At 65.6% G+C, this 12,321-nt stretch carries 9 protein-coding genes; 6 read left to right on the top strand and 3 right to left on the bottom strand.

Features of this window, described 5'->3' with window-relative positions:
- Positions 1-19: 19 nt before the first annotated feature.
- The 4 genes from QOZ81_RS10235 (at position 20) to QOZ81_RS10220 (ending at position 4,511) form a co-directional block, all read left to right on the top strand.
- The gene (locus tag QOZ81_RS10235) at positions 20-1,750 is read left to right on the top strand and encodes a protein-disulfide reductase DsbD family protein (RefSeq protein ID WP_291207199.1); all 1,731 of its coding nucleotides are present in this window, start codon (positions 20-22) and stop codon (positions 1,748-1,750) included.
- Positions 1,751-1,863: 113 nt separating this feature from the next.
- On the top strand, positions 1,864-2,835 hold the full coding sequence (trxB, locus tag QOZ81_RS10230; protein WP_291207203.1) for a thioredoxin-disulfide reductase: 972 nt from the start codon (positions 1,864-1,866) through the stop codon (positions 2,833-2,835).
- Positions 2,836-2,846: 11 nt separating this feature from the next.
- A complete protein-coding gene (locus tag QOZ81_RS10225) occupies positions 2,847-3,164 on the top strand; it encodes a thioredoxin family protein (RefSeq protein WP_291207206.1) in 318 nt (105 codons plus the stop codon).
- A gap of 69 nt (positions 3,165-3,233) precedes the next feature.
- Positions 3,234-4,511 carry an L-serine ammonia-lyase, iron-sulfur-dependent, subunit alpha gene (locus tag QOZ81_RS10220; protein WP_291207211.1) on the top strand — a complete coding sequence of 426 codons (1,278 nt, stop codon included), beginning with the start codon at positions 3,234-3,236 and terminating at the stop codon, positions 4,509-4,511.
- A gap of 22 nt (positions 4,512-4,533) precedes the next feature.
- Here QOZ81_RS10220 and QOZ81_RS10215 read toward each other — a convergent pair whose 3' ends face one another.
- Genes QOZ81_RS10215 through QOZ81_RS10205 form a run of 3 tightly spaced genes read right to left on the bottom strand, consistent with a single transcriptional unit; the run spans position 4,534 to position 9,256 of the window.
- Positions 4,534-7,215: a patatin-like phospholipase family protein gene (locus QOZ81_RS10215; RefSeq protein WP_291207214.1), complete on the bottom strand. Its 2,682-nt coding sequence runs from the start codon at positions 7,213-7,215 to the stop codon at positions 4,534-4,536.
- Complete coding sequence (locus QOZ81_RS10210; RefSeq protein WP_291207217.1) at positions 7,200-8,558, bottom strand: mechanosensitive ion channel family protein; 1,359 nt, start codon at positions 8,556-8,558, stop codon at positions 7,200-7,202. Before QOZ81_RS10210 ends, QOZ81_RS10215 begins: the two co-directional genes overlap by 16 nt.
- Positions 8,559-8,599: 41 nt before the next feature.
- On the bottom strand, positions 8,600-9,256 hold the full coding sequence (locus QOZ81_RS10205; RefSeq protein ID WP_291207220.1) for a hypothetical protein: 657 nt from the start codon (positions 9,254-9,256) through the stop codon (positions 8,600-8,602).
- 783 nt (positions 9,257-10,039) lie between these two features.
- On the opposite strand from QOZ81_RS10205, the gene QOZ81_RS10200 reads away from it, so the two are divergent.
- Together QOZ81_RS10200 and QOZ81_RS10195 are read left to right on the top strand one after the other, a co-directional pair.
- On the top strand, positions 10,040-11,572 hold the full coding sequence (locus QOZ81_RS10200) for a sigma 54-interacting transcriptional regulator (RefSeq protein WP_291207223.1): 1,533 nt from the start codon (positions 10,040-10,042) through the stop codon (positions 11,570-11,572).
- A 161-nt stretch (positions 11,573-11,733) separates the two neighbouring features.
- A complete protein-coding gene (locus tag QOZ81_RS10195; protein WP_291207226.1) occupies positions 11,734-12,309 on the top strand; it encodes a DUF4136 domain-containing protein in 576 nt (191 codons plus the stop codon).
- Positions 12,310-12,321 lie beyond the last annotated feature (12 nt).

Here is a 12,321-nt window from a genome sequence, read left to right as displayed (position 1 = left end):
AACGCGAATCCTGTCGGGCTTGGTTACCCTCCTGTTCCTGGCCTGGCCCTGCCTGGCCGTCGCTTCGAACCCCGATGTCAAAGTGACCCTGAAGAAGGGTGCGGTCCTGATCACCGTGCCTCCCCATGTCCACATCAAGAAGGCGTTCACCGAGGTGACCCTGGCGTCCAAGCCCGGCAGCCTCAAGGTCGCCCCCCTGCCCAAGGCCGATGCCAAGGATGAACTGGGGGACGACATCTTCCACGGCCAGGTGGCCATCCCCGTGACCGGGGAGGGCCTGAAGGGCGAGGTGATGCTGGAGGTCCAGTACCAGGCCTGCACGGAAGGGGAGGGTGGGAACTGTTATCCCCCGGTCACCGTCCCCTTGAAGGTGAAGGCCTCGGATATTCCCGCCGCGACCGCGAAGCTGCCGGCGGTCAAACCCGGGCAGGCTCCCTCCGCGCCGGTCGCTGAGCCTGCCGCTGTCCAGGTGGCGCAGCCCGCGCCGTCTGTCGGTGTGGCGGCGGTCTCCGCCGCAAAGGTTCCGGCGCCCGCTCCCGGCCCCGAGCGGGGTTTCCTCCTGGGCTTGCTGGTGGTCTTCCTGGCCGGGCTCGGCGCCAGCCTCACCCCCTGCGTCTATCCGATGATCCCCATCACCATGGCGATCATCGGCACCAAGGATAGTGGTAGAGCCCGTGGGTTCCTGCTGTCGTTGTCCCTGGTGCTGGGCATGGCGGTGACCTATACGGCACTGGGCGTCTTCGCCGCGATGAGCGGCGCGACGTTCGGTTCCTTCGCCCAGAAGCCAGCCTTCCTCATTCCGGTCTCCATCCTGTTCGCCCTGTTCGCTCTGAGCCTGTTCGGGCTGTTCGAGATCGACCTGCCCCAAGGCCTCAAGGCAAAGCTCCAGGGCGACAGCCCCCGCAAGGGCTTCGGCGGCGCCTTCATCATGGGCTTGGTGCTCGGCCCCCTGGCGGCGCCCTGCGTGGGCCCCATCGTGGCCTCGATCCTGGTGGGCATCGCCCAGAAGGGGCAGGTGTTCCTCGGCGGGCTGCAGTTGTTCGTGTTCGCCCTGGGCATGGGCGTGCTGTTTCTCCTGGTGGGTACCTTCTCCGCGGGCCTGCCCCGTTCGGGCGATTGGCTCACCAAGCTGAAATACCTCATGGGCGTCATTGTGCTGGGCTTCGCCGCCTGGAACATCCGCCTGCTTGCCCCCGAGTGGCTGAACGCGACCATGTGGATGGTCGTGCTGCTGGTCGCAGCCGTGGTGCTGGGCGCCTTCAAGAGCGCCGAGGAACTGGGTGCAGGGTTGCAGAAGGCCCTGGGCCTGGTGCTGCTCACGGTCGGAATCCTGCTGGGGGTCCGGGCGCTGGAAGGCGGCCTCGATCTCCAGCTGCTGCCCAAGACCGGGGTGGCAGCCAAAGCCGAGAACACACCGCAGCTCTGGATCGAGAACGACCTGGAGACGGCCCAGGCCAAAGCCAAGGCGGAGCACAGGCTCCTGTTGATCGACACCTACACCTCCTGGTGCGCCCAGTGCAAAGAACTGGATCACAAGACCTGGCCGAATCCGCAGGTGGTGGCCTGGATCCAGCAGAACGCCATCGCCGTCCGGGTGGAGTGCGAGAAGGCGCGTCCCGACCTCCAGAAGACCCTCGACATCAAGTCCTACCCCACCGTCATCCTGCGAGATGCGGAGGGCAAGGAACTGCGCCGAACCTTTGGCTTCAAGAATCCAGAGGCCATGCTCACTTGGCTCAAGGACGCTTGATCATCCAGCAGGACGCAGGTCCCCCACGACTCCTCCAGGGACCTGCCTCTCTCCCGCCCGGTTCGGGGGGACGGGCGGGAGAATTTCATGCATTGCCCCCCCATGGGACAGATATGGCGCGATCGCACCACCGGCTCATCATCATCGGCACCGGCCCAGCCGGCTACACGGCCGCCATCTATGCCAGCCGGGCCCGCCTGGCGCCATTGGTGTTGGAAGGGGTCCAGCCTGGTGGCCAACTCACCATCACCACGGAGGTTGAGAACTATCCCGGATTCAGCCATGGCATCCCGGGGCCTGTCCTCATGGCCGAGATGCGCGAGCAGGCCCTTCGTTTCGGAACGAAGGTCCGCGCAGAATCTGTAGAGACGGTGGACCTTTCGGTCCGCCCCTTCCTGCTGGTCACGGACCAGGGCTCCTACACCTCGGATGCCCTCATCATCGCGACAGGCGCCTCGGCCAAGTGGCTTGGCTTGGGCAAGGACCTGGAGTTGAGCCGGAACGGCGGTGGCGTGTCGGCCTGTGCTACCTGCGACGGGTTCTTCTTCCGGGGGAAGGAGATCGCCGTGGTCGGCGGCGGTGACACGGCCCTGGAAGAGGCGATCTACCTGACGAAGTTCGCCAGCAAGGTGCACCTCATCCACCGCCGGGACGCCTTCCGGGCCTCGAAGGCGATGCAGCTGCGGGCGCTGACACACAAGAAGATCCAGGTCCATTGGAACCGTGAGATCTCATGCCTGCAGACCGTCTCCAGCGAAGATGCCTTCGGTGAGAAGGTGGAAAAGCTTGCTTCTCTGATCCTGAAGGACACCCAGAACGGCAGGCCGTCTTGCTCCCTGCCAGTGAATGGCCTCTTCGTGGCCATCGGCCACCAGCCCAACACGCGCTTGTTCGAGGGCCAAGTGCCCATGGATGCATCGGGCTATCTACTCGTGGAGAAGGGTTCGTCCCGTACCTCGATTGCCGGCGTGTTTGCCGCCGGCGACGTTGCCGACCACACCTACCGTCAGGCCATCACGGCCGCCGGAAGTGGCTGCATGGCCGCGATCGACGCGGAGCGTTGGCTCGCCGAACAAACCCATTGAAAGGATCACCCATGTCGAAACTGAGAGTCCTTGAAGCCAACGAATTCGCGCAGACCATCGCCACCGGCGTGGTCCTGGTGGACTTCGGGGCCCCCTGGTGCGGCCCCTGCAAAGCCCTGGAACCCCTGGTTTACCAGTTGGGCCGGGAACTGGAAGGTCAGCTCACCACGGCCAAGGTGGACATTGAGGCCACGCCCGAGCTTTCCGCCCAGTTCGGAGTGATGTCCGTGCCCACCCTCATGCTGTTCAAGGATGGCAAGAGGGTCGCTGCTCGATCCGGCGGCCAGTCCCTGGACCAGCTTCGGGCGTTTGTGCAGCAATCCCTTTGATCTGAACCGATGTCTCGATGGACCGAGCAGGTTGCTTGTCCCGATTGGAACCCAACCCGAGAGGCCGCCATGCTGATGTCCGAGTACCTCGCTGCTGAATGGAAGCCCGCTCTCGGGTGCACTGAACCCGCCGCCGTGGCATGGGCCGCTGCCAATGCTGCAGGAGCCTCTGAGGGGCCCATCGAAGAGGTTCGGCTGATCTGCGATCCCAGGATCTACAAAAACTGCTACGCAGTGGGTCTGCCCAATTCCGAAGGGAAGACGGGGATTCTTTGGGCCCTGGCCATCGGGGCGAGCCTCACGGATCGTTCACTCCGCCTGCGGAGTTTCGATGGTGTAAGCCCGGAAATGTTGGCGCGTGCCCAAGGACTCATCGAGCGCCGGGCGGTCCATGTCGAGGTGGATGCGCAGCGCACCGAACTGTTCATTGATGTGAGGGTGAAGCTTGCCGGGGGCATCGGGCGCGCGGTCATCGAACGCGAACACGAGAACCTCACCCAAGTGGCGTTCTATGCTCAGGGTCATGCATGGAGCAGCCAAACTCCCTCTGAAACGGCGCCTCGAGGCGTGAGCGTTCGGGCCAGGCTCGCCGGAATGAGCATCAAGGATGCCATTGACATGGCCCACAGCCTGACGGAGGAGGACAGGAGCGTCCTGCGCGGGGGGGCGCGACTGAATCTGGAAATAGCCAGGGCCGGGACCTCGCTCCTCCCTGAGAAGGTCGTGAACAAGCCGGGTGCAGGTGTTCAGGAGCGCGTGGTCTTGCAGGTCAGTGCGGGTGTCACCGCCCGGATGTCTGGTGTATCCCAGACGGTCATGACCCTGGCCGGTTCCGGGAACAAGGGAATCACGGTCACCTTGCCGATATGGCTGTGGGGCCTTGAGCATGGTCATTCCGGCGAACGAGTCGAAGAGGCTCTGGCCCTGGGGTGCCTGATCACCTCTGCCACAACGCACCATCTGGGAACCCTCTCGGCAGCCTGTGGCTCGGCCATTGCTGCAGGCGCAGGCATTGCGGCCGGGCTGGTTCATCTGGAAGGCGGTGGCGCTCCGGAGGTAGGCCTGGCGGTCAGCAACGTGGTCGGCACACTGGCTGGAATGATCTGCGACGGCGCCAAGGTGGGCTGTGCCATGAAGACAGCGACCGGGGTCGAGGCAGCCTTCCGCGCCGCCAGCTATGCCATGGCGGGCGAGGGGATCCCGGCCACCAATGGCATCGTCGGCAAGGACGGCGAGACGTCGCTGGTCTATCTTGGGCTCGTGGTCACCAATGGAATGGCCAACGTCGATGCCGAGATTCTCGAGATCATGCAGCGGAAGTTATCGCTGGCTCGCCCGCATGGCTGACCAGATGCGGCGAACGACCCACCTACTTCCGCCGCCAGAGGTCGAATGGCCGGGCGCCCAGGAGGATCGACACCCGGTTCTCGTGCTGGGAGGCGGAGCCTCGGTGGAGGTACACCCAGCCGGCGGACAGCTCCATGAAGAATTCCCGGAAACCGGTCCTGGCCACCAGGCCCAGCCCTTCCATGCGTAGGCCATCGCCCAGGGTGGACGGCTGGTCCGAGGCGCGGCCCAAGTCGAAGCGGGGGCCGAGTTGCCAGCCTGTGCCCACAACCGAAGCCTTGGTGTAGGGCAGGCCGATCTTGAGGACCGCCAGGTTCGGCGTGAGGTAGGCGGCGCTACGGGTGCCGATGAAGGAATCGCTGCCGCCGGCGATCCACAGGCGGTCCGGCGGCGCATCCTTCGACAGGGCCACTTCGGTGTCCACCATCAGTCCCCAGTTGGAACCCAGGGGCTGGTGCCGCTTGGCCCGGGCATAGCTGCGCCAGTACGGACGGGCCTCGCCTTCCACGGAGAGGCTCCGGTCCGCCGAGAAGCGCAGCAGGGTGCCTTCGGAGGGGAGGGTGTGGAAGTCCAGATCGTCCCATTCCAGCCAGCCCCGGACCACCGTGGCGTTGGGCGTGTCGGCGGTGGTCCCGGCGAAGGTGAAGGTCCCCTGGTGCTCGAAGGCCGCGAGGCCGAGGCGGCCGCGGTCCTCCTTGCCCCAGCGGAGGATGGCCTCGAGCCCCAGTTCCTTGCGGGTGAAGCGCGAGGCCCGGTCGGCCGTGGATTCCACGAACAACACGCCGCCGCTCACGTCGTTCTGCGACCAGGTGCCGAAGGCCCCCAGCGCCAGGGACGGCAGGGAGGGTAGGTTCCAGGCCACATGTCCTTCCAGGCGCTTCTGGAGCCTGTCCGCCACCGCTTCAATGGAACCGCTCTCGCCGCCACCGAAGAGGTTCCGGCCGCGCACGAGGACGCCGCCGTGCGGGCCCCAGTCGCTTTCATAGGCCAGGGTGAGGTTCAGCAGGGTGGGTTGGCTGCCCACGGGGCGGAGATTGAGGACGAGGCCCTCTTCGCGCTCCTGGAGACGGGCCTCCAGCCGTTGGAAGCCCATGCGGTCCCGGGCGCGCCCCAGCACCTCCTCCAGTTCCGAGGCGCGAAGGGCATGGCCTTGGAGTTCCTGGGCGATCGCGAGGGTGGGGGTCGCCAGGGGGCCAGGCTCCACCTCCACGCGCACCAGACTGGGCTCACGCACGGCGAGGGTGAGCACCCCGTCGGCGAAACCGCTGCCCCGCAGGTCCAGCATGGCGGCACCCTTGCCGACGGCCTCGGCGAGCAGTTCCTGTTCCAGCTGTCCGAAGCGGGCGGCGTGGAAAGGCTGGCCCGGGACCAGGCCTCGCTCGCTCAGGAGCTGGGCCACGCGAGCCTGATAGGGGGCGGCCCATCCCGCGGGCAGGTCCAGCTGCACTCGCTGAATGAGGGCGGCGGGCTCCCAGTGGAAGGTGGCTTCGCCTTCCGGGGTGGTGGGCAGAGTCACCCAGGCATGGCCCAGGGGCAGCCTCCGGTGAGCGCGGCGGAGCAGGCGCCAGAGGTCGGCGCGGCACCATGGGCCGGCGGCTGGCCGGGTGTCGGCCAGCAAACCAGGCAGATCGGGATGGCCGGGGCCATCCACCCTCAGGGTGGCCGCGGCCGGAGCCCCCGCGTCGGTCATCAGGAGGGCCTCCAGCCGGGGCAGGGCGCCGCTGAGGGCCGTTGCGCCGGCCTCGAAAAGCGCCGACTCCTGGCCCCGGTAGGCGAACTCATCCACCCGGTCGGTCTCGGGACGGATCACCAGATCTGAATTCGCTTCACTGCGCGCTTCGGTGACCCGCATGGCCAACGCGAGGCTGCGGTCAAGGAGGGTCAGGATGTCGGAAGGCGGCGTGGCATTCCAGGTGCGTCCGATGTTCACGGCGAGGACGCGGGCACCGGGAAAGGCCGAGCGGGCCGCCATGGAGGGCAGGTTCTCCACCAAACCTCCATCCACCATGCGTTCATCACCGATGGCCACGGGGGCCAGCAGCCCCGGGATGGACATGGAGGCCTTCACCGCATCCACCAGGTCCCCCTGGGCCAGGATCCGGGCCTCGCCCTGCGTGAGGCTGGAGGTGACGACCCGCAGGCGGGAACCGAGGTGGTCGAAGTCGGAGCCACCCAGCGCCTGGGCCCGGGCCAGGGTCTCGAACAGGGCGATGCGCAGGCGGCGTGCGCGGTCCTCGCCAGGCACCAGCATGGGGCGACCGCCGACGAAGGAGAGTCCCATCAAGGTGCCATGCAGGTCCTCGTCCTCCGAGGCGCTCAGGCCCGGCGTCCGCCTGCGGTCATCGAGCACCAGGGAGAAATCGCGACGCTCGAAGATCCGCTCGGCCCCGACTCCGCCGAAGCCGCTGGCATAGAGCGCCGCCGCGAAGCTGCCGGCACTGGTGCCCACGAGCCCTTCGGGATGCCAGCCTTCCTCCTCCAGGCGCCGCAGCACGCCGGCGTGGGCCAGGCCCTTGGCGCTTCCGCCCCGCAGGGCCAGCACGAGGGGGCGCTCGCCAGGCGCGTGGAGTACCGGCAGGAACCGGAACCGCTGATCCGGCGGGCTCACCGTCAGGGCCAGGCGTTCCTGGGCCTGGGCCCACAGGCAGCCACCCAGGATGGGGATGGCCAGGAATCGACGCCAGGGGCTCAGAGACCGAACCATCGCTTGATCTCCTCTCGCGCCAAGTCCCGACGGTTGGCCGTCCGGGGCAAGTCCGACATGTGCCCGGACCTGGATTCCTTCAGTTCGACCAGGCCCTCCACCAGATGGGGGGCGCTGCGCAGGACGCGCTCGAAGGCGGTCTTGGGCACCTCCACCAGCTCGCAGGCCGTCGCGGCCACCACCGTCGCCCGCCGGGGGGCGCCCGTGAGCAGGGAGCCTTCGCCGAACCAGTCTCCGGGGCCGAGGTCTCCGATCGCCTCCCAGAACAGCCCGGTGTAGGGCTCGAAGCGCTCGACCACTTTCACGGCCTGCAGGGTGCCGGCCATGACCATGAACAGGGATTCGCCCGGATCCCCTTCGCGGATCACCCCTTCGCCTGGCTCGGCCCGGCGCAGGACCACGCGCTCCTTGAGCTCCGGGGTCCACTCCCTCGGCAGCCCGAAGCGATCCAGGATATCCTCCAGGACCCCGTCCTGGAGCACCACAGGGCTGGTCCAGGTGGGCGTAGGCCCGTGGGGCCCCAGCAGGGACACTTCCAGGCGGGTCAGCACCGTCTGGGTCAGGCGCACTGCCTGGAAGTTGGCGGCCCGGCCATGCCGCCAGCCCAGGGCCCAGAAGCGCACCTCCAGCACCACGCCGCCCAGGTCGAGGCTGTGGGTTCTGACCTCGGGCTGATGGTCGGGGTGATGAGGGATGCCGCCCAGGGCCTGCTCCAAGGCCGCCAGGGTGGCTGCCATGGTGTCGTGGGGGGCCACGGTCACCCTCAAGGTGCGCCGGTGCAGGCCGGATGGGGCGTACAGATTGGTGACCACCGCCTGGGCGAGGATCCGGTTGGGGAAGATGCTGGTGTCGCCGTTCTCGGTGATGATCTGGACCGTGCGCCAGGTAAGGGTGTCGACCCGGCCGATGAAGGTCTCCTGGCCGCTGCCGCCCCTCAGATTGCCTGTGACCTCGACCCAGTCGTCCACGCGGAAGGCCGGGGCCAGGCTCATGGAGACGCCGGCGAACAGGTTGCCCAGCGTTTCCTGCATGGAAAGACCCAAGACCGCGGCAGCGATGGCCCCGGTGCTCATCAGGGTGCCCAGGTTCACACCCACGGTCCTGTGCAGCAGGAACACGGCAGCAGCCATGTACAGGGCCACCACCACCAGATCCCGGGCGAACCCGGGGGTGGCGGTGCGCCAGTGGCTCAACAGCGGGTCCAGCAGCACGTGGGTGAAGACCCGGATGCCCAGGTAGCAGCCCAGGGCCCAGAACACGAGCTCGCGCGCCCGCACCAGTACGGGGAAGCCATGGCCATCGCCCAGCACCGAGACGGCCAGAACCGCTGCCGTCAGGAGCAAGCCGAGAGCGACCCACCGACGCCACGGGCTGACGACGGTCCTCAGATCCCTGAACATGACCGGACCTGCCTTTCCGCCACAGGACGGCCAGACCCTGAAGGACCGATCGCGACTAGGTTCTCCCGCAGCTTCTTGCCGGTGTCCTCCACTTGGTAGTCCACGGGCAGGTCGAAGGCCGAGGGAGGAATGGGCCCTTCCTCAAGGCGAGTGGTGGTCATCGTCAGCTGTCCCGCGAGGGGGAGCGCGATGCGGTAATTCAAGGCGATGCCCTGTACCTTGGACAGTTCCTCACCAGCTTTGCGCGCCAAGGCAGCATTGGATGGCAGTTGGCCGAGGGCGGTATGAAGCCTGAGGAAGCGCTGATAGGGGATCGCGGGCACCGGGGGATCGACCGAGGGGTCGTTGCTGCTCTCGATGACCATGGGACCCATGGTGATCCTCCACCTGCGGCACTCGCGCCCGAGGAAGATTTCGGAACCTCGCTCCTCCACAGTCACGGTGACATCGTTGACACCCATCAGCGTCAGGACCAGAGGCGGCAGCTTCCTCAGCTTCTCCATGGAGGCTTCTGCCGCGATTTCGAGGTCATCCCAGCTCATCTTCTGGATGAGCTTCTTGTGGTGGTCGATGGTGTAGGAGACTCCCTGAGTGAAATCGACCAGAAAATCAGCTTGGCTGCCCGGCTGGTTGATCCGCATGAACCGGGCTGACCAGAGCTGGGTCTGCTCCCCCCCATGGCCGGGGCCTGTGCTGGTCTGGGTGAGGGTGAGATCAGCCGCCAGGAGGCTGGCCGCCGAGAGAAAAGTCGCGACCATGGCCGCTGGAATCATTCGCATGGGGATTCTCGATCCGGGGCATGTCCAGTCCTTGCCCAGGTCAGCGGCAGAACCCGCAACCCAGCAGTCGCATCCCACTCCTGAATTCGCGGCCAGAGGCTCCCCCCGCGGTTCGTCAGGCTTCCCTCGCATCTCTGCCCCACACCTCACCTCCAAATCGAGTCGGTGCCGTAAGAGCAGGTCGGATGCCAAGCCAGGATTGAATTTATAACAATCAATAAAACAACGCTTAACCGGCATAAGTGGGTTGCGTGCCGTCGACTGGTAAGCGATTTGGAGGCTGGATTTCGTCGCGACGACTCTATTTCGTCACGGGTCGACAGCATGTCTCGGAGGGCTGTTCCGACGCCCACCCCGACCCGGCGCATCGGTCCCGTTCCCTGCGGTGTGGCTGTAGGCTTGCAGCAGCGACCCCCTTCTGGCTCGGTGGCGAGGCGGGTCGACACAAGGGGTTTCTGGATCTCGATCCATCCTCGGTGATATAACCCCGGAGAAGGATGTCCCATGCAAGACGATCACGTGCCACCCGCCTCCCGCCAGGGGCGACGCCCGCGCCAGAATGCGGGAGGAGAGAGACCCGCTGGCAATCGCGGGGGGCGAGCCACATCGCGCAGACTGATGGTGCTCCAGGAGCTCCGTCGCCGATTGGACGAGCTGACGCAGGAACGCGACGAGCAGAACCTGGTGTTGCACATCAACCAATTGCTGTTGAACAACCTGGATCCGGAGCAGCTCTTCATGGCCATCTCCACGGCCATCTGGGAGCGCACCCACCACCAGTTCATGAGCCTCAGCACCACGGAACCGAGTGGCGCCATGGAGTGCCTTCGGTTCGTGGATTTCCCGGGGTCCAGAGGGCAGTACAGGATCGGGGACCAGATTCCTGAATCCCTTGAACGGATTCTCAGTGACAAGGAAGGGAAACAGATCGTCATCTTCGGGCCGGAGCAGATTGCCGCCCTCCCTCAACCCGAAATCGTCCGGGTGGCCAAGCAGGAGCGCATCCAATCCATGTGCTCCATTCCATTGCATTCCAAAGGCAGGGCGCTCGGAGTGATGAGCCTGGGGAGCCAACGAGAGAACGCGTTCCAGGGCCCCACCCTGCGGCTGCTGGAACTCGTTGCGGGTCAGATCGCCCTCGCTCTGGACAATGCCATGACCTTCCAGGACATCCGGCATTCCCGGGACAAGCTTGTCGAAGAGAAGCTGTACCTGGAGGCGGAGGTTGCCCAGGACTTCGCGACTCAGGAGATGGTCGGCGCCAGTGCCTCGTTCAGGAAAGTTCTGCAGCAGATCGAGACGGTGGCTCCTTCAGATGCCACGGTACTCCTGCTCGGGGAGACGGGCACAGGCAAGGAACTGCTGGCCCGAGCCATCCATGAGCGCAGCCGGCGGAAGGGGCGCACCTTCGTGAAGCTCAATTGCTCGGCCATCCCCTTGGGCCTGGTGGAGAGCGAACTGTTCGGCCACGAGCGGGGAGCCTTCACCGGGGCCATCGCCCGCAAGGTGGGCCGGTTCGAGCTGGCCCACCTGGGCTCCCTCTTCCTGGACGAGATCGGTGACCTGCCCCTGGAACTCCAGCCGAAGCTTCTGCGCGCCCTTCAGGAGCGCGAGTTCGAGCGCCTGGGCAGCACTCGGACCCTCCACGTCGATGTGCGGCTCATCGCCGCCACCCACCAGGATCTGGCCCAGATGGTCGAGAGCGGGGGCTTCCGGCGGGACCTGTTCTACCGCCTGAACGTGTTCCCCGTCCGGGTTCCACCCCTGCGTGACCGCAAGGAGGACATCCCCAACCTGGTCCGCTATTTCACCCAGAAATTCGCCAGGGCCATGGACAGGCGCATCGAGCGCATCCCGGGGGAGACCATGGAATTCCTGGTCCGCTGGCCTTGGCCTGGCAACATCCGGGAGTTGCAGAACCTGGTGGAACGATCCGTGATCCTCAGCCCAGGCCCGGATCTACACGTACCCATGAGTGAGATGGTCCTTCCGGCGGAATCGTCTCCGATGACCACCGCCCAGACCTTCGAGGACCTTGAACGCCAGGGCATTCTGGAGGCCCTGAAGGCAAGTGGTGGCGCGGTGGGCGGACCCGACGGTGCTGCGGCGCGCCTTGGCCTGAAACGCACGACCCTGCACTCCAAGATGAAGCGACTCGGGCTAGACCGGGAGAAGTGACGAAATGAAGTCGCCAGACTTCATTTCGTCTCGCTGAGGCCGTGTCGTCATTGGCTTTGGCAGGGGACATCACGGCTAAGGCAAAATAAAACAACAGCTTAAGTGGTGAATGAAAATGTGGCATCAGGTGTGCCCAGGGACTCCCTGACTGGAGAACCTGGGTGCTGCGAATCCACATTGAGAATCACCAAGATGCCGTACAGCTGGCGAATGTGCCTCGACACCCAGTTGGGCGGATCATGCTCCGGTTTGTGGCATTTCTATTGGCGCTGCTCCTGCTCGAGGCCCTGCTGTCCTGCCGGGGACCTGATTTCACGGGAACCGCTCTCGAGAAGGACCGCCTCACCTCTTCGAGGACTTTCAGCATCGACGGTCAGCCAGATCCCGCGCTCTACATCTGGAACATGCGTCCCATCCCCTTCGACGAGTTGAAGTCACTGGTGTCCGACCGGCTCATGGAGAAGGGCTACCAGCAGGCCCCGCATCAGGAAGCGGATGTGCGAATCGTCCTCACCACCTTCACCGAGGAGCCAACCCCCCGCTCTCGGATCACGATCATGGAGATGTTTGATCGACCCACCTCGCGGAAGCTTTGGTCCGGGCGTGCCGAAATTCCATACCAGATCGATCCGATCCAGGGAGTGGCGAATGAACCCACGTTGGCGGGGCTCCTCGATCTCGTGCCACCTCATATCGGGGTCGACCACACCTCATCCGACTCCATGTCGAAGCATTGATACCGAGCCATC

Origin of the sequence: Geothrix sp. (assembly GCF_030219325.1) — a bacterium.
In the GTDB taxonomy this organism is placed as follows: domain Bacteria; phylum Acidobacteriota; class Holophagae; order Holophagales; family Holophagaceae; genus Geothrix.
This window is presented reverse-complemented; position numbering and strand designations above follow the sequence as displayed.